The sequence below is a fragment of the Alicyclobacillus herbarius DSM 13609 genome, assembly GCF_000430585.1.
GTDB lineage: Bacteria > Bacillota > Bacilli > Alicyclobacillales > Alicyclobacillaceae > Alicyclobacillus_G > Alicyclobacillus_G herbarius.
This window is the reverse complement of the sequence record NZ_AUMH01000004.1, coordinates 92,755-116,940: the sequence shown is the minus strand read 5'-3', so window position 1 is coordinate 116,940 and position 24,186 is coordinate 92,755. Positions and strand designations below refer to the sequence as shown.

The following is a 24,186-nucleotide window of genomic DNA, read 5'->3' as shown; positions in this document are numbered from 1 at the left end:
CGGAGGGATCCGGTCCCTTCCGCGGTTACCCAATATCGCTGTCGGAGTCGGAAGGTTTGGTTTCCAGCTCGCGGGGCGGGCGTTGCTCGCGGATGAACTCGGCAATGACCTGCAACACCTCGGACGTGTCTTCGGATAGGGCGTTGGCGTCCATGAGCCGGCGAGCCAGAGCCAGGTATGGACCGGATTGTTCCGAGGCGATGAGCGCCCAGGCGTCATCGCGGGCCAGCATTCCTGGGGATGGCGGCGATCCGTCCGGCTCTGGCGCCTGTGGGGTGGCAAAGCGGTTTGGCACGGCATCCCGATGCGCGGCGCACGGGCCATCCTCACTGAAGTAGCAGACCGGGACTTGGTAAGTCTGGGCCAGTTTGAGGACGTTGCGAAACGAAGGGTTGGGACGAGTTCCGTTTTCAATCGCACTCAAGTGGCTGACGGAAATTCCCGTCCGCTCGTGAACCTGTTCCAGCGTCATACCGTGCTCAAGACGCAGCTTGCGTGCCTTGTCGCCGATGGACACCGCCGTGTTTGCCCCCTTCGGACCACACTTTTCTGGTCTGAATTATAGCGAGATCCGCGGATGTACACAATTGTAGAATGCGGGAGGATCTGTGATGTCGATTCCGCTGTGGGCCGCTTTCGCGGCAGGGGTACTGTCGTTTCTGTCGCCGTGCACACTGCCCCTCGTTCCATCCTACCTTGGCTACCTGAGCGGGGTGTCCGTCAGCGGTCGCGTGCGCACGGGGGTGGATACGGCGATGCGCGTGCGTACACTGCTGCACGCGTTGTGTTTTTGTGTTGGGTTGTCGGCGTTATTCGTGGCGCTTGGCTGGGGGGCCAGCGCGGTGGGCGGGTGGTTCATTGCCTATCAAGAGCAAATCCGAATTGTCGGCGGTCTCCTTATCATCGTACTGGGGTTATTCATGGCCGGCGTACTTCGTATCTCTTGGTTGATGCGCGAAAAACGGTTTGCACTGCCTGCACAGAAGCCGTATGGGTATGTGGGATCCGCCCTGGTTGGGGTGGTGTTTGCCAGTGGTTGGACCCCTTGTGTCGGGCCGGTTCTGGCTGCGGTCCTGACCATGGTGGTGACGCATCCCGCCCGCGGCAATCTGCTAATGATTGCCTACGCATTGGGCTTTTGTGTCCCATTTCTTCTCTGTGCGGTGCTTCTTGATTCAATGTCCGGCCTGGCGCGTTTCGGTCAGCGCTTGCAACAGGCGGGCGGTTTCCTGTTGGTGGTCATGGGCCTGCTCCTGGCCACCAACCGGCTGCATGAACTCACGATTTGGTTGGTGCAGTGGACTGGGTTTCAGGGCATCTGACTGGTGGCGGTGTATCGAGGCTTATCGATGGGCTGGCGGTGGGACGGCGGAACGATGAATCGAGACAAGCGTGCAGGGGCTACCCGTTTCCCATTCCCGCCGGGACAGGAGCGTGCGAAAGCGCCCGTTATGGGAGCGCGTCTCCAAATCGTATGGCCAAGGCAAGCGTTGAAAAGCGCGAATGGCGCGCCGGTTGCGGGAAGGAATGACAAACACACACCAATCGGCGGCCCAGCTGGTAAACGCCACCGTCAACATCCGCTTCTTGACCACCGGGTTCAGTCCCAGGCCGCGACTTGCGGGTACCAGGTATGTGCCGCCTTCAACCACTCGGCTGACGTCCGCCAACGTACCCAAGTGATGAGGTGGTACCGCGTGCAGGAGCCAAAAACCGGCCAGGCGCTGCGCATGCATAATCGCCTCTAAGTGGCCTTCTCCAAGCGTACAGGATGCCTCCATGCCTTCCAGCCAACGGACAAACGCTGAGTGCGTCTGTGGTGATATCGGCCAGTCCGCGTCCTCGCATGCGGATTGCCAGATGGTTTTTGTATCGGTTGAACGCCAGGGGCGAAACTCCACATCGTGCATGCTGGTCACCTCCTGGTTTCCTGAGTACCCTGCCAAGTCCCCTTTAACTTATCTAAACTTCCGTCTGGAAGCAAAGTGCAGGTCTAGCAGCCTCGATTCCTCCTTTGTGGTTCTACGATCGTGAAATTTGCTCCCAAAATCGGTGTCGAATCCGGTATAATTTCCACAATAGAGAAACGATGGTGGGGGGATTTCCATGTTGGGCATCGGAACCCAGGTAAAAAAGCTGCGCCTGGAACGGCAATTAACGGTACGTCAGTTAGCTAAACGGGCGGGTGTGTCGGTGAGCTACGTGTACGCGGTAGAGTCGGGCAAGCGCGGGAGTAATCTTAGCAAATTGGAACGGATTGCGCAGGCTTTGGAGGTTCCGCTTACGGCGTTATGGGACGAAGGACGGGATTAACGGTGCAGCCCGGGACTCTACTGCGGCAGCTGCGCAGACAGGCTGGATGGACGCAGGCGGAGGCCGCGGCGGGGCGGCTGACGACGAGTGAACTGAGCCAAATCGAAAACGGGCGCGTCATGCCCGGTCCCCGTACCATTCGTTGGCTGTGCGCACGTTACGGAGTGGATGCCGAGGAAGTCTTAAACGCGTATGCGCGGTTGCGCCAGGCAGAGCGTTTGCGGCGAGACCTGTACAGGGCGGCGGTGCGCATGCAGCGGACACAGATTGCGGCGGCTTTAAAGCGCGGTCAAGGGTTGCTCGGGCCGTTTGAAACGCGCGTTTACGAGGCCCTGGTGCACGCCTTAGCGGGCCAGCCGGGGCAGGCAGAGCGCCTCCTGACGGAAGCGTGGAAATATGGTCTGCAGGAGACCGGTTTGACCAAACGGGCTGTAGCCCGGGTCCTTGTCAGCGAGGCTCGGGTGCACTTTCTCGCCGCCTTGGCCTGCGGTCGCATCGGGGCCGCCTTAGAATGGCAGCGGCGGATGCGTGCGCGAGTTGCAGCGCTTCATCCGTCTGGGCACCAACAAGGTGTGATACAATCGGATCGACCACTGTGAACGCCAAGCAAGGGGGACAAATGCGGTGTCGACAGAGGAAGAAATCGGTTACAAAGACGCCGTGCGGCAAATTCTGCGCAGTCTGGAGCGGCGTCGTAAGGTGCTGACCGAGGAATTGGAACGGGCGGACGAAAAAACGCGGCTGCAGCTGAGGGCCCGTCTCGATGAGGTACGGCATTTGGAACAGGTCGTCGAGTCGCTCCATCGCTAAGGGATACGGACGGGCAAGAAGAGCAGATTTAGGGGGCTACAATACCTCTTGGAGAGGGTGACCGGACAAGCGTTTTTCGGCAAGGGATTCAGTTTGCGGTAGAATGGGAGGCGGCCGTCGGGGGAATCCGGGCTGGACCTTAGGGGGAGAGGATGTCGTTTGATGTTCAACGAAGCGCTCGAGACTATGCGCCGCGACGAGTTGGAGCGGCTACAGTTGGAACGGCTGAAACGCACGCTCTATCGCGTCTATGAGCGGGTTCCGTTGTATCAACAACGGTTTGACGAGGCGGGCGTGAAGCCCGAAGACCTGCAGCGGCTGACGGATTTGACGAAGTTTCCGTTTACATACAAGCGAGACCTGCGCGAAACGTACCCGTTCGGCATGTTCGCAGTGCCGCGGGAAAAACTGGCGCGCCTGCATGCGTCGTCCGGTACCAAGGGGAAAGCGACGGTGGTCGGGTACACCCGCAATGACCTCGAGGTGTGGGCGGAAGTCGTGGCTCGCTCCATCGCCTGTGCGGGTGGTCGGCCAGGGGATGTTCTGCACAACGCGTACGGGTATGGACTGTTCACGGGCGGATTGGGGCTGCACGGCGGGGCCGAGCGGCTGGGCGTCACCGTTGTGCCCGCGTCTGGAGGAATGACCGATAGGCAAGTGGAACTGTTGATTGACTTTGCCGCCAACGGCCTCAGCTGTACGCCGTCGTACGCATTGCACATCGCCGAAGTCATGCAGCGCAAAGGCATTGACAAGTCGGCGCTCTCTCTGCGCTATGGGATTTTCGGAGCCGAGCCGTGGAGTGAAGGCATGCGCAGGCAGTTGGAGGAGATGTTGGGCATTGATGCCGTCGACATCTACGGACTGAGCGAGGTCATGGGTCCGGGCGTGGCCATGGAATGCCGGGAAGAGAAGCACGGCCTGCACATTTGGGAGGATCACTTCCTGGTGGAAGTGCTCGATCCGACCACCCATGAACCGGTGCCGGACGGCGAATTGGGCGAGTTGACTTTTACATCCCTGAGTAAGGAAGCTTTTCCGATTGTCCGCTACCGCACGGGTGATTTAGCGGCCATCATCGCCGAACCGTGCAGCTGCGGACGGACGCACCGCCGGATGACGCGCATCAAGGGCCGGGTCGACGATATGCTCATCGTCCGTGGAGTCAACGTATTCCCGCAGGAGATTGAAGCGGAATTGTTGGAGGTTGTGGAGTTGGCCCCCCACTACCAGATTGTCCTAAGCCGCAGAGGGGCTCTTGACGTCATGGAAGTCCACGTTGAATTGAGCCAGAAGGCAGCTTCGGAACTGGCGGGAAGTGAGGAGCGGATCGCCAACTTGGGCGGCCACATTACGGCACGGCTGCGTCAGCGAACCGGCTTGTCGGCGGACGTGCGCATCCATGCGCCGGGCGAGCTCCCGCGCAGCGAAGGCAAGGCTGTGCGCGTGATTGACAAACGGCAGCTGCAGTCATAAACGGAGCCTGTGGTTGAAGGAGGTCGTTCGATGCGGGAAGGGTTTGGTGTTGGTGTGGAGGCGGTTGTCGAGGACACCGTGGCAGAATCCATGCGGGCGCGTTTTGGTTCACACGTCATCCACGAAGTATACGGTACGGCCGCTATGGTGTACCACATGGAATGGGCTGCCCGCCGCGTGATTTTGCCTTACTTAGAGGCGGATGAAGAGGGCATCGGCGCTGGGGTACAGGTCCGGCACCTGCACCCGGCGCCGGTCGGCGCCGCGATTCGCGCTCGCGCTGTCTGCACAACGTATGAGGGAAGCAGGGTTGTGTGCGCTGTACAGGTTTGGCGCGGAGATACCTTGCTGGGAGACGGTGTGGTGGAACAGCGGGTTGTGCACAGGGAGATGCTGCATCGGCGTTATCCGGACTGTTGGCCGGCCGAGCCTACGTCCGATGGTCGGCCATTGGCGCGGCTGGCTGGCGATCGGCGTTGACAAGGACTCGTTGGTGGCGGGAGCTCGTGGGCAACACGCCGATTGGCAAGAGAGGTGAAACACATGGTCAAGATGGTGGCGTTGTATCGCCGTCCGGCGAACGTGGAGGCGTTTATGGCCCATTACGAACAGGTGCACCTGCCGTTGGTCCGGCAGATGCCGGGCTTGCTCAAGCTGGAGGTCAACCGCATGTTCCATCCGAAAGGCGGCAGTGTAAATCCCTTTCTTATGGCAGAGATGTACTTTGAAAGCCGCGAGAGTCTCTTATCGGCCATGAATTCCGAGGCCGGGCGCAAGAGCGGGGAAGACTTGAAAGCGTTTGCGGGCGATTTGGTACAGGTCTTTTTTGCTGATGTCGAGAGCGAGGTGTTGTAATTGTACGAGACCATTCGTTATCAGGTGGAGGACGGTGTCGCGCGGATTACGCTCAACCGTCCAGAAGTCATGAATGCCATCAATCAGCAGATGGGGGAGGAACTGTATGACGCCCTCAAGCAGGTTGACGCGGATTTGAATGTGCGGGCGCTGGTATTGACTGGGGAAGGGCGGGGCTTTTGCAGCGGTCAGGACCTTTCCGAAGGAGCCGCGATTCAATCTGGAGCGGCACTCGGGGACACGGTGCGTGAGCGGTACAATCTGCTGATTACTCGTCTGCATGGGCTGCGTGTGCCGTCGCTGGCGGCCATCAGCGGGACGGCGGCGGGGGCCGGATTTTCTCTGGCGCTTGCCTGTGACCTACGCTTTGCGGCCGTCAACGCCAAGTTTACTTTGGCCTTCAACAAGATAGGGCTGGTGCCCGACTCCGGGGCGAGCTACTTTTTGCCGCGCCTGGTCGGCATCGGACGGGCCTTAGAACTGGCCTGGACGGGTGAAGTCATTTCTGCCGAGACCGCCTATTCATTGGGGATTGTCAACCACGTCTATGAACCGGAGAAGCTGCTGGAAGAAAGCATGGCGTTCGCCCGTCACCTGGCCGAGGGGCCGACTGTGGCTTATCGTTTGACCAAGCAGGCTCTGTTTGCCAACGCGTCGGCAACCCTTCCCGAGGCATTGGAACGGGAGGCTGAGCTGCAGAATGAGGCCGGCCATACCGACGATTTTCGTGAAGGGGTGCAGGCGTTCCTGGAGAAACGCCGTCCGCAGTATCGCGGTCAGTGACCCTACCGCGCGGGCGTCTAGGCTTTCTTTGAAAACAAGGAATTCCCTCTTGAATGTCGAATGTACTTTTATTGTATCTCGAATGTGCATCTGGACATCGGAGCATCGGTCGGAGGATGAGAATAGAGAGAAACCTCGGTTTCGATTAGACCGGGGATTGGGGGTCAAGAGGTGAACGAGGCGTGGGCGGCGGTCTCGCCGCCCCGCGAACGGGATGAAAATCACCGCCAAATTCAGGCGGCAAGAAAACATGCGGATCGTCTTGAAAACGCTTGCAAAAATCAGGCGGCTTAGGACAGGCGCCAGTTTGCTCTCAACAGTCCACGACGGCGGTCGCTAAGGCAAGGCATCATGAGAGACAGGAGGCATACAGAGCATGCGAGAGGCTGTAATTGTCGACGCGGTGCGGACGCCCTTTGGGCGACAACGGGGTGCGCTACGGTCGGTGCGACCGGATGACCTGGCGGCGCTTGTGATACGGACACTGGTGGAACGAAACGGCTTGGACCCTGCACGCATTGAAGACGTGTATTTGGGTTGTGCCAACCAGGCCGGTGAGGACAACCGGAACGTGGCCCGGATGGCCGCCCTTTTAGCCGAACTTCCGGTGGAGGTGCCGGGGGTTACCGTCAATCGACTGTGCGCCTCCGGCCTGGAGGCCATCAATCAGGCGGCGCGGGCGATTTTGCTTGGGGAAGGCGATGTGTTTATCGCCGGCGGCGTCGAGAGCATGACGCGGGCGCCGTTGGTGCTCCCGAAACCGGACGAAGCCTATCCACGCGGCAATCAGACTCTGTTCGACACCACCCTCGGCTGGCGCATGGTCAATCCGAAGCTGGCCGCTATGCACTACCCCTACAGCATGGGCGAGACGGCCGAGAATGTGGCCGAGAAATACGGGATTACTCGGGAGCAGCAGGACCAGTTTGCCCTCACCAGCCAACAGCGGGCGGGGCGCGCCCAGGCGCAGGGATGGTTTGCCGAAGAAATCGTCCCGGTTCTCGTGCCGACGGGTCGCAAAGGGGAAGTTACCCTCTTCGAGATGGACGAGCACCCGCGCCCGGACTGTACCCTTGAGCAACTGGCGCGCCTGCGGCCGGCCTTTCGCGACGGGGGAACCGTCACCGCGGGCAATAGTTCTGGGATTAACGACGGTGCTGCCGCTGTTCTCATCATGTCCGCCGACGTCGCGCGGGAATTGGGCCTGCGGCCGCGCCTGCGCTATGTGACGTCGGCCGTGGCTGGGGTCGATCCGGCCTACATGGGTCTGGGGCCGGTTCCGTCGACGCACAAGGCGTTAGCGCGGGCGGGACTGTCGGTGGCTGATTTGGACGTGATTGAGATCAACGAGGCGTTTGCCGCGCAGTCGCTCGCATGCATCCAGCTGCTGGGCCTGGATGAGGCCAAGGTCAACCCGAACGGCGGGGCCATCGCCCTCGGCCACCCCCTGGGGGCGAGTGGGGCGCGCTTGGTGACCACGCTGATGTATCAGTTCGGGCGCAGTGGGGGGCGTTACGGATTGACGACCCTTTGCGTGGGCGTTGGGCAAGGCGTGGCTACGGTCTGGGAGAACCTGCAAATCTAAACAAAGGCCAAGGCGGCGAGGGCGAAAGGCCATCCGACTGAGGCGAGCAACCGCTTGTTACGTTGCGAACCGGCTTCCGGTTGTTCATCATATCAGACATGTGCCGCCGGTGAATGGCCCAGGGAGCGCCCCAGGCAAACCGGCGGGGGTCGGCGCGGCCGGAGCAGGTTTGTCCGGCGGTGAATTGGAGGAGACTGGAACGTGGGCATCTTTGAAGAAATGGCAAAGTATGGTCATGAGCAGGTGATTTTCTTTCAGCATAAGGCCACTCGGCTGAAAGGCATCATTGCCATTCACGACACCACGGTGGGCCCTGCACTCGGGGGGTGCCGAATGCGTCCGTATGCCAGTGAGGAAGAGATGCTGACGGATGTCCTGCGCCTCTCGCGAGGGATGACCTACAAGTGCGCGATTGCCGATGTCGACAACGGCGGCGGCAAGTGTGTTCTATGGGGCAACCCGGATACGGACAAGTCCCCCGAGATGTTCCGTGCTCTGGGGCGTTTTGTTGACGGCCTGAAAGGGCGCTTTTACACCGGGACGGACGTGGGCACGTACCCGCAGGATTTCGTCCATGCCAAGCGCGAGACACCCTACATTGTCGGGGTACCGAAGGAGTACGGTGGCAGCGGGGATTCGTCCGTGCCGACGGCGCTTGGCGTCATGCAGGGAATTCGCGCCACGGCGTGGAAATTATGGGGGAGTACGGGACTTGCTGGGCGGACGTTTGCGATTCAGGGGCTCGGTAAGGTCGGCGCCAAGGTGGCGCAGTCCCTGGCCGCAGAGGGAGCGCGGCTGTTGGTGGCCGATGTAGTCCCAGGCAATGTAGAGCACGTGCGCACAGAGGTGCCGTCGGCCGCGCCGCTGACGCCAGAAGAGATCTTGTTTGCCGAGTGCGACATCCTGGTTCCGTGCGCGCTGGGCGCCGTGTTCAACGATGTCACCATTCCCAAACTGCGGTGCCGGGGAATCGTCGGATCGGCCAACAATCAGCTGCTTGATGAAGACCGGCACGGATGGATGCTCAAGGAACGGGGGATTCTCTACGCCCCAGACTACCTGGTCAACGCCGGTGGCCTGATACAGGTCGCCGACGAACTGTTAGGTGCTAACCCAGACCGGGTGCAGAGCAAAACCATGGGGTTGTACGATACGCTTTTGCAGATTTACGCGTATGCGGAGGAGCACGACCTGCCGACGAGCGTGGCGGCCAATCAGTGGGTCGAGACGCGGCTGAAGACGGTGGCCGATTTGAAAACGATCTACGCGTAGTATCGATTCTGTATCTGTCCAAAGCGGATGACGATTGCGCGTCCGGACTGCCTCTGCCCGCTTTGGACCACCTCTGGAAGGGATGATGAATGTGTCCTACGTGATTCATCCGGTCGCGGCGGCCGATGAGCCAAAACCGACCGGAATTGATGACGCCCTGCTCGTGCGCATGTATGAGCAAATGGTATGGGTTCGTCAGTTTGACCGTCGCTTGGTGGCACTCCAGCGCAGCGGGCGAATTGGCACCTATCCACCGGTGGAGGGCCATGAGGCCTGTCAGGTGGCCAGCACCCTGGCGCTGCGAAAGCAGGACTGGGTGTTTCCGACCTACCGTGACACGGGTGCCATGCTTGTGCATGGGGTGCCAATGGAGCAGCTTTTGCTTTATTGGAACGGGCGCCCGGAGGGCCTGTATATCCCGGAAGGGGTGAAGGTGTTTCCCATCTGCGTGCCGATTGCCACTCAGCTCCCGCACGCGGCCGGGGTTGCCTGGGCGGCTCAGCTGCGTGGTTTAGACGAGGTGGCGCTGGCCTTTTTCGGTGACGGGGCCACTTCAGAAGGCGATTTCCATGAAGCGCTGAATTTCGCCGGCGTATTCCGGCTGCCCGTCATCTTTCTCTGTGAAAACAATCAGTATGCCATCAGTGTCCCGTACACGCGCCAGACGGCAAGCGAAACGATTGCCCAAAAGGCCGAGGCGTATGGGGTGGAAGGCATCCGCGTGGACGGCGGCGACGCGATTGCCGTGTACAAGGCGGTCAAGGACGCGCTGGAGAAGGCGCGCCAGGGCGGGGGTGCGACCCTGATTGAGGCGCTCACCTATCGCTATGGGCCGCACACCACTTCGGACGATCCGTCCAAGTACCGCTCCCAAGAGGAGGCCGAGGCCTGGCGCGAGCGTGATGCCATCGTGCGTCACCGCCGCCGGCTGGAAAATTGGGGTCTCTGGGATGATGCTCAACAGAAGGCCCTAGAAGAACGTGTCAATCAGGAGATTGTCAGCGCCATCCGGGCGATGGAGGCAGCTCCGCCGCCCAACCCGGATGATTTGTTTGAGCACGTGTACAAAGAGTTGACCCCGCAGCTGCGCCGGCAACGGGATGAACTGCGCAGGCGGCTGGCGGAGCGCGAGGAGGCGAACGCATGAGCAGTCAGCCACGGACGTTGATTCAGGCGATCAACGAAGGATTGCGTACAGCCATGCGCCGCGACGAACGGGTGATGCTGCTTGGCGAGGATATCGGCAAAAACGGCGGCGTCTTCCGCGCGACCGAAGGGCTGCTTGAGGAGTTTGGCGAAGCGCGGGTCGTCGATACGCCCCTGGCGGAAGCCGGGATTCTTGGCACTTCCCTGGGCCTGGCCGCTAATGGAATGCGGCCGGTGCCAGAGATTCAGTTTATGGCGTTCATTTACCCAGGGTACGAACAGGTCGTCTCCCACATCGCCCGTATTCGCATGCGCTCTCGCGGCCGCTATAGCGCACCGTTGGTGGTCCGCGTGCCGTATGGCGGACGCAACCGGGCACCGGAACTGCACTCGGACAGTACGGAGACGTTCTTTGCCCACACCCCGGGGCTTGTGGTGGTCAGCCCGTCCCGCCCATACGATGCCAAGGGCCTGCTCTTAGCGTCCATCGAATCGGACGATCCGGTCATCTTCCTGGAACCGATGCGGCTCTATCGCGCCTTTCGCGAGGAGGTTCCGGACGACTACTACACCGTCCCCCTCGGCCGGGCGGAGGTGGTGCGGGAAGGCCATGACGTCACGCTTATCAGCTGGGGAAGCACGATGCGCGACGCCTTAAAGGCGGCCGAGCAGGCAGAGCGGGATTACGGCTGGAGCGTGGAGGTCATCGACCTGCGCACGCTGTCGCCCTGGGACGAGGAGACCGTGTTCGAATCGGTCACCCGCACCGGACGGGCGGTCATCGCGCATGAGGCCGTGGGCCATCTCGGGTTGGGCGCGGAATTAGCCGCGCGCATCAGCGAGGACTGCATTCTCGACCTGGAAGCGCCAGTCGCCCGTGTCGCCAGCTATGACGTACCGGCGCCGCTTTTCCAGCTGGAAGACTGGTATTCGCCGGACGCCGGCCGCATTGTCGACGGAATTCATAAGGTCATGACATTCTGAAAGGGGGGTGACGAATGGCGGTGGAGTTTCGATTGCCGGACGTGGGAGAAGGCATCCACGAGGCGGAGATTGTGCGCTGGCTGGTGCATGAGGGTGACCGGGTCGAGGAGTTTGATCCGATGGTCGAGGTGCAGACCGACAAGGCGATTGTCGAACTCCCAGCACCCGTGACGGGCGTGGTGGAGCAGATTTACGTCTCGACCGGGAGCATTGCCCATGTCGGGGACGTGCTGGTGGAGATTGAACCCGAGAGTATCATTGGCGATCCGGTCGTTATTCGCGCCCCGGACCCGGCACCGTTGACGCGGGATGGACGGACTGCGGATAGGCGCCGCCCCGGACCGGGCGTGCCTGGCCGTAAGGGTTCAGCGGATGACGCGGACGCGAAGCCGGCTGTCCGTGATGCCGATGCCACCCCGTCGGAGCGCCGGTCGCGATCGCAAAGCGCAGACTCAAACCAGGCGTCCGCCGGGGACCGCGAGGTAGACCGGAATAGGAGCGCAGGCGCGGACGCAGGCCGGGGTGTAGACGAGTCCGGAGCGCCTAGGCGCCCCAAGGCGACACCGGGGGTGCGCCACTTCGCGCGTGCGCATGGTGTGTCCCTATGGGATGTCGCAGGTTCCGGTCCGGGCGGACGCATCCGTAAATCGGATGTGGAGCGGTACCTGCAAGAACGGGCGGTCAGGGACAAGGCCAAGGACGAAACCGTACCGAAACAGCACGTCCGCGACGAACAGCCGGTCAAGCCGGCGTCTGGCGGGGCTGCCCGCAGTCTCAGCGAAAAGGGCACCTCCCTGCTTTGGTCGCTCGCCCAGCGGCCGGCCGGAGTCCGCACAGGCGAGCGGGATCGCCGGGAAGCGGGTTATTCTCCACTTTCTGCGCGTCTACACAAAGGTCTGGCCGACGAAGACGGACCGTATCGTGTCCGCAGTCAAAGCAGGGACGCAACGGCGCGGGCCGAGGCGGATGATGCGGTACGGCGGCCGCTCGGCGCCGTCTCCCGCGCGGCCTCCAGCGAACCTCGGACACCGACGCGGGTACCGTTTCGCGGGATTCGTCGCGCCACTGCGGAGCACGTCAAGCGCTCGGTGTTCACGGCGCCTCATGTGACCGCCTTTGACGAGTGCGACGCGACGGCGCTGGTGGCGCTGCGCCAACGTTGGAACGAGCGCCTGGAGCCGGAAGGACGGCGCATCAGCTATTTGCCGTTTATCATTAAGGCCGTGGTCTCAGCCCTACGCGCGTTTCCGTATTTCAACGCGCGGTTGGACGAAGAAGCAGAGGAGATTCTGCTTTTGCCTGAGTACCACATCGGAATTGCCGTCGATACGCCGGATGGCCTGTTCGTGCCCGTGGTTCGCGATGCGGATCAACTGACGGTGCGCGAGATTGGCGAGGAAATCTATCGCCTCTCCAGCGGTGCTCGAAACCGGACGTTGACCCCGCAAGACTTGCGCGGCAGCACCTTTACCATCACTAACATGGGGCCCATTGGCGGGTTGTTTGCGACCCCGATTCTCAACTATCCGGAGGTCGGGATTCTCGGCATCCACCAGATTCAAAAGAAACCTGTCGTGATTGGCGATGAGATTCAAATCCGGCAGATGATGACCATGACGCTGTCGTTCGATCACCGCGTCATTGACGGCGCGATGTCGGTGCGCTTCATGAATCACCTCAAGCGGCTCATTGAACACCCGGAAGAGCTGATGCTCGAGCTGCGGTAATTCCTCTTCATGGGTCTGCCCGGCACGGGCAGACCCTTTTTACCAACGAGGGGTGGGACGAAAGCGCCGTCTGTGCTACCATAGGCGGAGGAACATGATTCAATACGGTAAAGGGTGAAAGCAAAGGTATGCCCATCGACAAGATTCGCGATCCGATGGTGACGCGTTTGTTTGAGGCGGTTTTGACGCTGGAATCGGTCGAAGAGTGCTATCGCTTTTTTGACGACCTCTGTACCATCGGCGAGATCAAGTCGTTGGCGCAGCGGCTGGAGGTCGCGCGGATGTTAGAGGCGGGGCAAACCTATCACCAGATTGAAGCCGAGACGGGGGCCAGCACCGCCACCATCAGCCGCGTCAAGCGGTGTCTGAACTACGGATCGGACGGATACTCGCTGGTATTGGCGCGTCTTAAGCATGCCAACGATTGACCGGGCTAGTGCCTAGTAGGCTGAGAAACGCAATCGGTGCCGTGACGCAGGTGACGATGGCCACGAGGATGATTGACTGACTGACCACCTCCGGCAGGGCTCCCAACCGAACCCCAATTTCCGCCGCCGCGATGATGAGACTCATCCGCGCGGACAACAAAAAGCCACCCGCCGTAGCGGCGCGTCGGCCAAAACTTTGGCGTAGCTGCCAGGCGGGTATCAGCTTCACCAAAAATGCGGCCAAAACCATCGCCAGAATTCCCAACCAAGACGCGGATTGATAAAACTGCGAGAGGTCAAACTGCATTCCGACGGAGACAAAAAAGACAGGGATGAGCAGTCCATAGCCGATGCCATGACTGTAGTCTTTTATCTTTTGTTTATTCGCAAACGGTATGGCCGACACAAGGATACCGACGAGAAAACTTCCTAGGATAGGCTCCGAGCCCGTAAATTCCGCAAAGGCACAGAAGCCGGCCATCAGTGCCACGACGGCACGCATGCGCGCCTCTGCGTCTCCCGCCAACGCGCGTAGTCTAGGCACCTGGCGACACCATGCCAGCGCCCGGTACAGAATGAAGATAAACGGAAAGATGGCCAAGGTGAGTAAGAAATCGTCGAATTGCCCCGACGTATGCATGCTGATGAACAGGGATAACAAGAACATAGTGACCACGTCGGCCATCAGTGCGCAAAGCAGCAGCGTCTGCCCATATAGAGTGGCCAGTTGTCCAGACTCCTCAAGAATGGGAAGAATAATGCCCATAGAGGTCGTCGCGAACAGCATTGTCAACATCCAAGGATGGGCGTTTGGAAAGGCAAATCCAACAAGTGCCAGGGCCACGCCAAAGCTCACAAGCAGGGTTGTACAAAACATGGATATACTAAGCATCAACGGGTTGACCTTTTGACCTCGCCACAGCCCGGGCCGCAGTAGGGTGATGTCGACTTCTAGGCCGGAGAGGTACATCAAAAACAGCAGTCCGAATTCTCCCAGTTGCCGAACCCAGACGGCCTCTTCGGTCGTCAGGTGCACAAGGTGCGTGTGTAGGAGAATGCCAAAACTGAGGTAGCCGATGGCAGATGGAATCCGCAGCCAAGGGACCCGGCTGACCAGCATGCTGAATACGAACGACGTGCACAATATCACCAAAAAGGCGCGCACGGTGTCGGTCACTCGGTATCGCCTCCAGCCGCATGAGATTCGACGTACATTGAATGTGTATGTGTTGGTCGGACAACCATATGCGTCGTCGACAAAATATGACGCGGATGTAGACGAAATGTGAACATTTGTCGAAACGTGTCCAAAATCTTGTCGCCGACGAATACAAATCTGAATGTTACGTGGTAAAGTATTGGCAGGGTGCCGTTCGGGACAAGGTTCCGCCTCTCGAATGGCATCACAGGGCTAAAAATTGGACAAGCTGTAGAACAGCGAGGGCGGGCGGATAGAAACCAGGTCAGAACGGCGGAACAAATATTCCCATTGTTAGGAGAATGAGCGTTGAAACTGTTGGAAAAGGTTCAGGAGCTTGGGCAGTTACTTCGGTCATCCAGTGACCAGGTCAACTTCAGTGACGTCGCCGAATTTCTTAGTCGGGTGATGTCCTGTAACGTATACATTGTCGGTCGTAAAGGGAAGATCTTGGGTTATGGCGTTTTTGATCAATCCCTCACTGAAGAGTGGCTAAAAATCATGACGGAAGATGGCCGCTTCCCAGAGGAGTTCAACAAACACCTGTTGCGTGTGGAAACGGCGACGCCGAACTTACAGAACAAAGAACCGTTTTACGTGTTCGCGACGGAAGAGGAAAATCGCTCTTTTCAATCGAAGCACATTGCTGTCGCACCGGTCATCGGGGCCCGCGAGCGTCAGGGGACGTTGGTGTTTGCTCGCTCGGAGCAACCGTTCGATGATGATGACATGATTCTCATTGAGTACAGCGCAACCGTCGTCGCCCTGGAAGTGGTACACTCTCGCCAGCAGCACAAGGAAGAGGAAGGGCGCCAGCGTTCGCTCGCTCGTTTGGCCGTCGACTCGCTGAGCTTTTCGGAACTCCAGGCGGCAAAATACCTCATTGATGCCGTGAAGGAGTCGCCGGACGGCATTGTGGTGAGCAGCCAGATTGCGGATGAACACGGCGTGACGCGCTCGGTCATCGTCAACAGCATCCGTAAGCTGGAAAGTGCGGGCACCCTGGAGAGCCGTTCACTCGGCATGAAAGGCACACACCTGCGCATTTTAAACCCGTACGTGGAAGAGGAAATCGCCCGCCAGTTTGACCGTTAACCCGTAGGTATCCGCCCCCAGCGCTGTGGCGCAAACGACATAGCTAAAGGGGAATGACCGAGAAGCTGGAAACGGGCTTCGAGTGCGTTTTCGCAGCTGAGGATTCGAAGTGCCATCCCCCATCGTGACCCCGGAATTGACCAAGGGACGCGGAATCAACACTCTGCGTCTCTTGGTCATTTACTTAGATGCTCGCGCGTCAAACGACGTCCAGCTGTTACATCAGCTGCCACAGTCGCAAGGGGATATTCACGAGGCGTGGTGGCCATTCTTTTTCTTCCCGTTCTTTGCGCTTTTATGGCTTTGGCCGTGGGCGTGGTGGTTGTAAGTTTACCCGCTGATTTGGACTGGCCCCATCAACTTGTGGGAAATGGCGTCCGGGTTGTCGATTCGAACGCCATTTCCATCATCCAATCCCACTCCTATTTGTCTGCAGGGAGTTAACCTTTCAGTGCTTCTTCAAGGCCTAACCAATACCAGCCCAGGGTCTCCAGACCCTTGTTGAAGTTGTCAATGCGGAAAAACTCGTTCGGTGCGTGGAAGTTTTCGTCACTTGAGGCAAAGCCCATCATGACAATCGGTACCTCCAACAGGCGTGCGAATGTCTCCACAACCCCAATCGATCCGCCCATCCGCGTGAAGGCGGCCGGCTTGCCGTACGCCTTTTCGTAAGCGCGAGCCGCCTGTTGGATGGCTGGGTGATCAAACGGGGTCACGTACGCGCGACCCGCGTCAAAGCGCTGGACGCGCACGGTCACTCCGGGTGGGGTATGACGCTGGATGTGCGCCTCAATGGCCGCAAAGACCCGCTCCGGGTCCTGGTCTGGAACGAGGCGGCAGGTGATTTTCGCGTGCGCCTCATTCGGGATGACCGTCTTTGTCCCCGCCCCTTGGTAGCCGCCGTAGATGCCGTTGATTTCAAGCGTCGGCCGTACCCACAGCCGTTCCAACGTAGAGTATCCCGTTTCGCCAAACAGCTCCGGGACGTTCAAATCATGCGCCAGCTGCGCGTCGTCAAACGGCAACTCGGCAATCGACGCTCTTTCCTCTGCGCTGGGTTCGATGACGTCGTCGTAAAATCCTTCGACCGCAATTCGTCCTTGCTCATCATGCATGGTATCGAGAAGGTGTACCAGGGCGTGGATGGGGTTTTGCACCGCACCCCCGTAGAGTCCGGAATGTAGGTCGCCTTTGGCTCCGCGCACATCCACCTGTAAGGCGGCCAAGCCACGCAGACCGTAGCACACCGACGGTTGGTCTGGGGCGAGCATGGTGGTGTCGGAAATCACGATGACATCCGCCTTGAGCAGGTCCCGATGCGCCGCGACAAACGACTCCAGGTGACGGCTGCCAATTTCCTCTTCCCCTTCAATCAGCAGCTTGACGTTGACGGGGAGCTCGCCTTCGGTCTGAAGCAGCGCCTCCAGGGCCTTAAGATGCATGAAGACTTGCCCCTTGTCGTCGCTAGCGCCGCGGGCATAGACCCGCCCATCCCGGATGGTCGGTTCAAACGGCGGAGTGTCCCATAATTCGATTGGGTCTACCGGCTGGACGTCGTAGTGTCCGTAAATGAGGACGGTCGGCTTGTCGCCCGCGCGCAGCCGTTCCCCGTAGACCACGGGATGCCCGGGGGTATCCATCACTTCTACCTTATCCAAGCCAATGCTTCGCATCATATTCGCCAAGAATTCGGCGCAGGCCCGTACGTCCTGCGCATGTTCGGGCTGGGTGCTGACGCTCGGGAAGCGCAGGAATTCTTGAAGTTGTGCCAAGTGTTCTTCGTGGTGCGTACGGAGGTATGTAGGGAAAGTTGCGCTCATGTCTACGATCCGCCCCTTCACAAGTGTGGTCACTCCCATTATAGAGGTTTTCCGGAAAGGGGTCAGAACTCCCCGGCGAAAAGAAAAACGCGCCGCTTGGGCGCGTTCGCCGTGGCCATATAAACCGGACTTTCCATGAAAGAACCATGTTTTATCCCATCAATAGCGGTGCGCGTATCGGCCTTGACGGGAGTACCGTCCCTGGTGAAAAATGCGCATCAGAATGCGGGTGATAACCCCCAGAGGCTTATCAAACAACCACGCAATGCGACCAGAGAAGGTACCAACGACCAATCCCGCCAAGACATCGGTCGGCCAGTGATCACCCACATAGACGCGAGCAATCATGACAAGGATGGCCAGAACCAGGAAGGTCCAACCGACCCAGCGGGCGGCGCGGCCGAACGATCCGCTGGTGAACCCGAACGCACCAGAGGCGTGGTCGCTCGGGAAAGACGCATCGTCCGCGTGCGGGGCGATGTGGTTGACCTGGTGGGGCATGGCGACGAATGGGCGCGGTCGGTACCAGATGGAACCGATGATGAGGTTAATAATGAGCGCGATGACGCCACCGGCGACCGACACGACGAGTGCGTGCCGCTGCGCCTCTTCGCGGCGGGGCAGGGTAAACCAGGCGATGATGAACAATATCGCGTAGACTTCTAAGGAATACTGGGCGATGAAGTACATAAACTGGTCCAGGCCGGGGGTATGTCCTGCGTATTGGTTAATGGCGTGAAAGACTTTGTCGTCAAACGGGTTCATGTTTTTCTCCTCGTTCGTGTAAAGTTCGTGTAAATTCGTGTAAAATCGCGGTTCTCGACGGTATCATACGTCAGTCGCACGGTCATGACAAGCGATTTTTTGGCAGAATATGTTCCACTTTGTTAAAGGCGGGCGTGGCAAGACCATGAAGGGGATTCACATCTATAGACGGATGTCATATAATGATCTCGAGAAAAGTTTCCTTAGGGAAAAATATTGTCCTGGGAGAAACTTTGTGTCCTAAGGTGAAAAAGGAGACTCGAACCGTGAGCGACTATGTGGTTTCAAGGGATAGAAGGGCACCGGGCACGATGAAAGCGGGCAACGGTCCCTACAAGCCCGGGTCGTTGTCGGAGAAGACGGTACGGACAGCCGAGCAGGCGCTCCGCGGCAACGGAAACGGGCTGCGGCGGATTTTTCCCTTCCTCGGCCCGGCATTGATTGCCGCCGTCGCCTACGTGGATCCGGGGAACTACGCGACTAACATTCAGGCGGGCGCGACGTACGGATACCGCATGTTATGGGTGGTCGTCTTCGCCAACCTGATGGCGATGGTGATTCAAACCCTGTCGGCGAAGCTGGGCATCGCGACGGGGCGCAGTCTGCCCGAACTATGCCGTGCGTATTATCCGCGCCCGCTCAACTGGGCGTTATGGGGCGTTGCAGAGGTTGCTGCCATGGCCACCGACGTGGCGGAATTTCTTGGGGCGAGCTTGGCGCTCAACCTGCTGTTTGGGCTGCCCCTGTTCGCGGCAGCGGTGTTGACCGGGATCATCACGTACTTGGTGTTAACGTTGGAGCGGTTTGGTTTTCGCCCATTGGAAGTGTTCGTCGGCGCCCTGCTTGGCGCGATTGCTCTTTGCTACGTCCTGGAGACCATCTTCTCGGGCCCGGCTTGGGGGCAGATTGTCCGTCATGCCGTGACACCTTGGCTTGGGGATTCTGGGAGTGTCCTGTTGGCCGCTGGCATTATCGGCGCTACAGTCATGCCGCACGCGGTCTATCTACATTCTGGGTTGACGCAAAGTCGAATCGTCCCGCAGAGTGCCAACGAGGCGGTGCGCATTCAACGCTTCGAACGTGTGGATGTCGTTGTGGCGATGTCCTTGGCGGGCCTGGTGAACCTGGCCATGATGTTCACGGCGGCCACTGCGTTTTACGGGCGTGTCCAGGGCAACATCGATATCGGTCAAGCGTTCCACACGTTGACTCCGATTTTGGGACCGGCTGCAGCGGGTGTGTTTTTAGCCTCACTGCTGGCATCGGGTCTTTCCAGTTCCGTCGTTGGCACCATGGCCGGTCAAATGATTATGCAGGGTTTTGTCGGCTTTACCATTCCCGTTTGGCTGCGGCGGCTGGTGACCATGCTGCCGACGATCATCCTGGTCGCGCTGGGAACGAACCCGACCCGGGCCTTGGTCATCAGCCAGGTTGTGCTCAGCTTTGCCCTGCCAGCACCGCTCATCTCATTGATTGGTTTTACCCGCCGCCGTGACCTGATGGGACATCTGGTCAACCCACGTTGGTTGACCGCATTGGTTAGCGGGATTGCGGCGGTGGTGATTGGTTTGAATGTGGTGTTGCTATATCTGACCATAACCGGCGCAAGCATGGGATAATCCTACGCTGCGCCGATTTTTAGATACGGGCGACGCAGTGCTGCTTTGTCTGGACGAAGACGTGCGGTTGTTTCCCTGGTGAGAAAACCGGAACGGACGCTCCATCTCGGCCGCCGTGGCCGGTTTGGCGGGCGGATCGCCGTGGCAAGTCCTGGCTGTTTGGCACAAACTATGGCGAAAGGCCCAACGGAATCTTATTGGGGCCGGTTTCTGCGTTGGCAATTGGGACAGGTGCCGAACAGGTCCGCGCGGTGGGATTGCACCTGAAACTCACTCGGGACTTCTTGGAACGAAGGACATTCGGCCAGTTCATGCACGCGGTGGCAGGACAGGCAGACGAAGTGGTGATGATGGTGGTCGCTGCAAAACGCGTAGTAGATGTTTCCCTCGACCAAAAACGGCATCGCTGCTCCGACCTTTGTCAGGACCTCAAGGAGTCTGTATACTGTGGTTAATCCGACGCGCGCACCACTCGTTTGTGCGAGTTCGTGCAATTGGGCAGGGGTAAGCATGCGACCCGACTGTACAAACAGTTCGAGCAGCGTGTCCCGTTCCCGCGTCAGGCGAAAGTTTTGTTCATGCAAAAGCGCTCGTAGTCGCTCTTTATCCACAATTTCCCACTCTCACAGGTTTCTCGAAAATCGTTTTGCATAGGAAATGTAACCCGGGGGCGTGCATCTGTCAATACGCACCTGTTCGTTTCCAAAATGATACCTTCAAACTCGAGAGTACGATGAAGGAGGTTTTTCGGTGAGTTCGCGACACGACATCGCCCGTCAACTGAAAAAACAGTGCTGCGAATGGTTTGCTGGACGCACCTGCCACCCCCAATCGGCAGGTATTCGGCGGATTATCCAATTGGTTAAACAGTTGATGGCGTGTAATTATTTTCCGCCTGAAGAGGGACGGAGCCTCGACGATGTCGTCGATGAGCTGCACCGGGCTTTGGCCGGTCAGATTCACCGCGCATTATTCCAAAGCTGTTATGACCGTGATGCCACATCTGAGTCCAGGGCTGAGGCGGAAGAAAAGGCGGATTTCGTGATTGCTGGGCTGCCTGAGTTGCAGACAATCCTACACGATGATGTGCTAGCGACGTATGAGAACGATCCGGCGGCGGCGGGTTACGACGAGATCATCCTCACCTACCCGGGGATTCAGGCGCTGCTCATCTATCGCATAGCGAACGTATTGTATCGCTTGGAAGTCCCACTTTTGCCGCGGATGATGACCGAGTACGCTCATTTCCTCACGGGGGTGGATATTCATCCCGGGGCCACCATTGGCCGCGGCGTGATGATTGACCACGCGACAGGCATTGTCATCGGTGAGACTGCTGTGGTGGGAGATAACGTCAAGATCTATCAAGGGGTTACCATTGGTGCCCTGCATTTTCCCCGCGATGAGACGGGGGCGATGGTGCGGCGGACGAAACGTCATCCGACCATTGAAGACGGCGTAGTCCTCTACGCCAACGCCACGGTGCTCGGCGGCGAGACGGTCATTGGGCACCACGCGGTAATTGGCAGCAATGCCTGGGTAACGGAGAGCGTTCCGCCGTATTCCAAGGTGTTCTATCACGCCGAGAACGTCGTTCATATGCACCAGGGGTGAGTACAGGCGTATTAGGCTTCGGGCTCGCCTACTCTGAACTCGTGTGGGTGTACGGTGGGCGGTGCAGAGCCGCGAAGGTTTATCGTCCGAGACGGAGGAGGGAATGTTGGCATGGCTACGCGCCGGGATGTGGCACGTTTGGCCGGTGTTTCACCGTCGACGGTCTCGCGTGTCCTCAACGACAACGGGTACGTGGCTGAAGACGTGCGCAAACGGGTGCACGCGGCCATCAAGGAGCTGAACTATGTCCCCAACCGGCTCGCGCGAAGTCTACGCATGCAACAGTCCCGGCAGGTCGCCTGCATCACTCCCTCCATTAGCAACTCGTTTTATCTGGAAATCGTGGCGGGCATCGAGGAGACAGCGCTCGCCCACGATTACACCTTCTCGCTCTATAGCCTGACGTACGAAAAGCGGGAGTACCTGGAGGTCGTCTTGTCTGGGTTTTACGACGGGATGATTTTGCTCGCACCCTACGAAATGGAAAAGATTATCCCACTCAAGGAACTGGCTGAACGCCTTCCAGTCAGTCTCTATTGTGACCGGGAACGCCACTTGGAGTTACCGCATGTTTACGTTGACCTGCGATCCGCCATGCGCGAGTGTGTGAATCACTTGATTTCCCTTGGCCATCGGCGCATCGTCTTCATGGGCTACCAGTTTTCCCGGCCGGCGCAAAACCCGCGTTACCTCGGGTATCGGGACGCCCTTAAGGTGCATGGGATTGAATTGGACGAGTCCCTGACACGGTTTTTCCCCGACTATCAGGACACGCTGACGTGTGGCTACCAGACAGTCTGTGACCTGCTGGAAAGCGGACTGAACTTCACAGCCATTTGTGCCACAAATGACCTGATTGCCGTAGGCGCCATGCGGGCCTTGGTGGAACACGGCCGCAAGGTGCCAGATGACGTATCCCTGACCGGCGTGGACGATTTGGAAATCGCCAGCCTGGTGACGCCCACTCTGTCTACGATTCAGATTCCCAAACGCCAGATTGGCAATCTGCTCATGGAGCAGATGCTGTCCCAGATTCACGGCGATGGCGGCGTTCCCCGTACGACGGAGGTGGGAACGACATTGGTGCTGAGAGAGTCGGTCGGAGCCCCAAAAGTTCACCATCAAGGACGGACAATCGGATGAAAAATCTAGATGAATAACCTATGGGATGAACAGTCTATTGACAACTTGGTTTTCATAGACGTAACATAGTTATGACGCGTAACCGTTTTCAGGTTTTTGGGGTGAATGTGGTCACGAAACCATAAAACAAGGGGGGTGAAGCTGTAAAAATTAAAGGACTAGCAAATCCGTGTAAGGGCTTCCGTATACGGTGTGGACTCGAAACCACAAATAAGGGGGAAATACGATTGAAGAAAAAATTCATGGCCACGGCAGGGGTTATCGTGACCGTGGCGGGATTGGCAACGGCATGTGGATCGTCGACAGGTGGCAGTTCAAACAGCCAGGGGCAAGGAGGCTCTGGGTCTGCGACCATCACGGTAGCGGCGTGGAACGATGCGGCTGATGCCCTGAAGGCAGAGATTCCGGGGTTCGAGAAAAAGTATCCAAACATCAAGGTGAACGTCGAGTACGTCGATACCGGATACACCAAAATCATGCCCGAACTGGCATCCGGATCGAATGTGCCCGATATCGTTCAAACACAAAACCGCGATTTTCCGGCCTTCCTCAAAAAGTTTCCGGGTGAGTTTGTCGATATCACAGACCGGGTGCAGGGAATCAAGTCGGACTTCGTGTCTTCTGCTTGGGAGCCGGTGACGCAGGACGGCAAGGTATACGCCATGCCATGGGACATCGGCCCGGCAGCGGTTTATTACCGTAAAGACCTGTACAAGCAGGCGGGTATTGATCCGAATTCCATCAAAACCTGGGACGATTTTATTCAAGCAGGAAAGAAGCTGAAGCAGAAGTTTCCTGGGGTGGCCATGTGGGGCTACGGCGATGACGATTTCGATCCGTTCGAAATGCTGTTCAATGAACTGGGTGGTAACTATGTCACCTCAGACGGGAAAATTGACCTGACGTCTCAGCAGGCCCAACAGGCCCTTGCGACGTTGAAAAAGATGAAGGATGCCGGAATATTGATGGACTTCAAAGACTGGAATGGGGAAATTACGGCTCTGAACAACGGCAAAATGGCGGCCGTGGTGTATCCGGTCTGGTATGCGGGCACGTTGATGAACTCGGTCAAGAACCAGTCAGGCAAGTGGGGACTGATTCCTCTGCCGGCGTTCAGTTCAAATGGCAATCATGAGGCCAACCTGGGTGGATCCGTACTGGCTATTACCAAACAGAGCAAGAACGTGGACGCAGCCTGGAAATTCCTCGACTACTGCTTGGCCACCGACGAAGGGGAGAGCGTCATGCTCAAGTATGGCTTGTTCCCGTCCTACGTACCGTTCTATAAGACACAGCAGTTCAAGCAAAACTTCCCGTATTTCGGTATGGCGATTTATCCGTTCTTCGCTGAACAGGCCAAGGACATCCCTCCGATGAACCACGGCCCTATCATGCTTGATGCTACCAAGCCGTTAAAAGACATGGAACAGGCGGTCCTCTCTGGAAACAGCACTCCGGCTCAGGCGACGAAGGCGGCCGCAGACGCAATTGCCAAGTCGACTGGATTGCAGGTCAAGTAGTTTACGGCGAGTAAACCCGGCAGCAGGGAAAAT

The 24,186-nt window shown here is 58.7% G+C and carries 26 protein-coding genes; 20 read left to right on the top strand and 6 right to left on the bottom strand.

The genetic code is table 11. The annotated features are described in order from the left end of the window. Nucleotides 1-25: 25 nt before the first annotated feature. On the bottom strand, nt 26-517 hold the full coding sequence (locus H522_RS20325) for a helix-turn-helix domain-containing protein (protein WP_051343842.1): 492 nt from the start codon (nt 515-517) through the stop codon (nt 26-28). 94 nt (nt 518-611) lie between these two features. Between H522_RS20325 and H522_RS0104095 the strand changes: the two genes are divergently transcribed. Then, nucleotides 612-1,322, top strand: a complete 711-nt coding sequence (locus H522_RS0104095; protein ID WP_026961329.1) for a cytochrome c biogenesis CcdA family protein — start codon at nt 612-614, stop codon at nt 1,320-1,322. Between the two features lie 21 nt (nt 1,323-1,343). Here H522_RS0104095 and H522_RS20320 read toward each other — a convergent pair whose 3' ends face one another. After that, the gene (locus tag H522_RS20320; protein ID WP_026961328.1) at nt 1,344-1,910 is read right to left on the bottom strand and encodes a GNAT family N-acetyltransferase; all 567 of its coding nucleotides are present in this window, start codon (nt 1,908-1,910) and stop codon (nt 1,344-1,346) included. A gap of 196 nt (nt 1,911-2,106) precedes the next feature. Here H522_RS20320 and H522_RS17480 point away from each other — a divergent pair, with 196 nt between their 5' ends. The 13 genes from H522_RS17480 (at nt 2,107) to H522_RS0104020 (ending at nt 13,379) form a co-directional block, all read left to right on the top strand. Continuing rightward, nucleotides 2,107-2,313, top strand: coding sequence for a helix-turn-helix domain-containing protein (locus H522_RS17480; protein ID WP_035452501.1), 207 nt, complete (start codon nt 2,107-2,109; stop codon nt 2,311-2,313). Between the two features lie 2 nt (nt 2,314-2,315). Continuing rightward, nucleotides 2,316-2,912: a helix-turn-helix domain-containing protein gene (locus tag H522_RS0104080; RefSeq protein ID WP_026961327.1), complete on the top strand. Its 597-nt coding sequence runs from the start codon at nt 2,316-2,318 to the stop codon at nt 2,910-2,912. 25 nt (nt 2,913-2,937) lie between these two features. Next, nucleotides 2,938-3,123, top strand: coding sequence for a hypothetical protein (locus H522_RS0104075; RefSeq protein WP_026961326.1), 186 nt, complete (start codon nt 2,938-2,940; stop codon nt 3,121-3,123). A 162-nt stretch (nt 3,124-3,285) separates the two neighbouring features. Next, complete coding sequence (locus H522_RS0104070; RefSeq protein ID WP_035452497.1) at nt 3,286-4,599, top strand: phenylacetate--CoA ligase family protein; 1,314 nt, start codon at nt 3,286-3,288, stop codon at nt 4,597-4,599. Between the two features lie 30 nt (nt 4,600-4,629). After that, complete coding sequence (locus H522_RS17475) at nt 4,630-5,079, top strand: thioesterase family protein (RefSeq protein WP_051343840.1); 450 nt, start codon at nt 4,630-4,632, stop codon at nt 5,077-5,079. 63 nt (nt 5,080-5,142) lie between these two features. Then, on the top strand, nt 5,143-5,454 hold the full coding sequence (locus tag H522_RS0104060; protein WP_026961324.1) for an EthD family reductase: 312 nt from the start codon (nt 5,143-5,145) through the stop codon (nt 5,452-5,454). Next, nucleotides 5,455-6,237, top strand: coding sequence for an enoyl-CoA hydratase-related protein (locus H522_RS0104055; RefSeq protein ID WP_026961323.1), 783 nt, complete (start codon nt 5,455-5,457; stop codon nt 6,235-6,237). It begins immediately after the preceding gene. 376 nt (nt 6,238-6,613) lie between these two features. Beyond that, nucleotides 6,614-7,822, top strand: coding sequence for a thiolase family protein (locus H522_RS0104045; RefSeq protein WP_026961322.1), 1,209 nt, complete (start codon nt 6,614-6,616; stop codon nt 7,820-7,822). Nucleotides 7,823-8,041: 219 nt separating this feature from the next. Next, nucleotides 8,042-9,094, top strand: a complete 1,053-nt coding sequence (locus H522_RS0104040) for a Leu/Phe/Val dehydrogenase (protein WP_051343879.1) — start codon at nt 8,042-8,044, stop codon at nt 9,092-9,094. A 34-nt stretch (nt 9,095-9,128) separates the two neighbouring features. Beyond that, nucleotides 9,129-10,241: a pyruvate dehydrogenase (acetyl-transferring) E1 component subunit alpha gene (pdhA, locus tag H522_RS17470; RefSeq protein WP_155836166.1), complete on the top strand. Its 1,113-nt coding sequence runs from the start codon at nt 9,129-9,131 to the stop codon at nt 10,239-10,241. Next, nucleotides 10,238-11,224 carry an alpha-ketoacid dehydrogenase subunit beta gene (locus H522_RS0104030; protein ID WP_026961320.1) on the top strand — a complete coding sequence of 329 codons (987 nt, stop codon included), beginning with the start codon at nt 10,238-10,240 and terminating at the stop codon, nt 11,222-11,224. The genes pdhA and H522_RS0104030 overlap by 4 nt, the downstream gene beginning before the upstream one ends. 14 nt (nt 11,225-11,238) lie before the next feature. Next, complete coding sequence (locus H522_RS0104025; RefSeq protein ID WP_026961319.1) at nt 11,239-12,951, top strand: dihydrolipoamide acetyltransferase family protein; 1,713 nt, start codon at nt 11,239-11,241, stop codon at nt 12,949-12,951. Nucleotides 12,952-13,079: 128 nt separating this feature from the next. Continuing rightward, on the top strand, nt 13,080-13,379 hold the full coding sequence (locus tag H522_RS0104020) for a YerC/YecD family TrpR-related protein (RefSeq protein WP_026961318.1): 300 nt from the start codon (nt 13,080-13,082) through the stop codon (nt 13,377-13,379). Here H522_RS0104020 and H522_RS0104015 read toward each other — a convergent pair. After that, nucleotides 13,360-14,556 (bottom strand): cation:proton antiporter, encoded by a 1,197-nt coding sequence (locus H522_RS0104015; RefSeq protein ID WP_026961317.1) that lies wholly within the window; start codon nt 14,554-14,556, stop codon nt 13,360-13,362. The two genes, H522_RS0104020 and H522_RS0104015, sit on opposite strands and share 20 nt — an antisense overlap. A 330-nt stretch (nt 14,557-14,886) precedes the next feature. Between H522_RS0104015 and codY the strand changes: the two genes are divergently transcribed. Together codY and H522_RS0104005 are read left to right on the top strand one after the other, a co-directional pair. Beyond that, entirely contained in the window at nt 14,887-15,672 is a 786-nt protein-coding gene (codY, locus tag H522_RS0104010) for a GTP-sensing pleiotropic transcriptional regulator CodY (protein ID WP_026961316.1), read from the top strand. Nucleotides 15,673-15,781: 109 nt separating this feature from the next. Then, nucleotides 15,782-16,000 (top strand): hypothetical protein, encoded by a 219-nt coding sequence (locus H522_RS0104005; protein WP_026961315.1) that lies wholly within the window; start codon nt 15,782-15,784, stop codon nt 15,998-16,000. A 112-nt stretch (nt 16,001-16,112) separates the two neighbouring features. Here the strand turns inward: H522_RS0104005 and H522_RS0104000 are convergent, their stop codons facing one another. Beyond that, the gene (locus H522_RS0104000; RefSeq protein WP_026961314.1) at nt 16,113-17,492 is read right to left on the bottom strand and encodes a dipeptidase; all 1,380 of its coding nucleotides are present in this window, start codon (nt 17,490-17,492) and stop codon (nt 16,113-16,115) included. Nucleotides 17,493-17,651: 159 nt separating this feature from the next. After that, nucleotides 17,652-18,257, bottom strand: a complete 606-nt coding sequence (locus H522_RS0103995; RefSeq protein ID WP_026961313.1) for an undecaprenyl-diphosphatase — start codon at nt 18,255-18,257, stop codon at nt 17,652-17,654. Between the two features lie 266 nt (nt 18,258-18,523). Here H522_RS0103995 and H522_RS0103990 point away from each other — a divergent pair, with 266 nt between their 5' ends. Further along, nucleotides 18,524-19,876 carry an Nramp family divalent metal transporter gene (locus H522_RS0103990; RefSeq protein WP_026961312.1) on the top strand — a complete coding sequence of 451 codons (1,353 nt, stop codon included), beginning with the start codon at nt 18,524-18,526 and terminating at the stop codon, nt 19,874-19,876. 194 nt (nt 19,877-20,070) lie between these two features. On the opposite strand, the gene H522_RS20315 is transcribed toward H522_RS0103990, so the two are convergent. Continuing rightward, a complete protein-coding gene (locus tag H522_RS20315) occupies nt 20,071-20,487 on the bottom strand; it encodes a Fur family transcriptional regulator (protein ID WP_051343834.1) in 417 nt (138 codons plus the stop codon). Between the two features lie 139 nt (nt 20,488-20,626). Here H522_RS20315 and epsC point away from each other — a divergent pair, with 139 nt between their 5' ends. The 3 genes from epsC (at nt 20,627) to H522_RS17460 (ending at nt 24,153) form a co-directional block, all read left to right on the top strand. Next, complete coding sequence (epsC, locus tag H522_RS0103980; RefSeq protein WP_026961311.1) at nt 20,627-21,490, top strand: serine O-acetyltransferase EpsC; 864 nt, start codon at nt 20,627-20,629, stop codon at nt 21,488-21,490. A 111-nt stretch (nt 21,491-21,601) separates the two neighbouring features. After that, nucleotides 21,602-22,633, top strand: a complete 1,032-nt coding sequence (locus H522_RS0103975) for a LacI family DNA-binding transcriptional regulator (protein ID WP_026961310.1) — start codon at nt 21,602-21,604, stop codon at nt 22,631-22,633. 227 nt (nt 22,634-22,860) lie between these two features. Further along, nucleotides 22,861-24,153: an ABC transporter substrate-binding protein gene (locus tag H522_RS17460; protein ID WP_155836164.1), complete on the top strand. Its 1,293-nt coding sequence runs from the start codon at nt 22,861-22,863 to the stop codon at nt 24,151-24,153. The last annotated feature ends 33 nt before the right edge of the window (nt 24,154-24,186 follow it).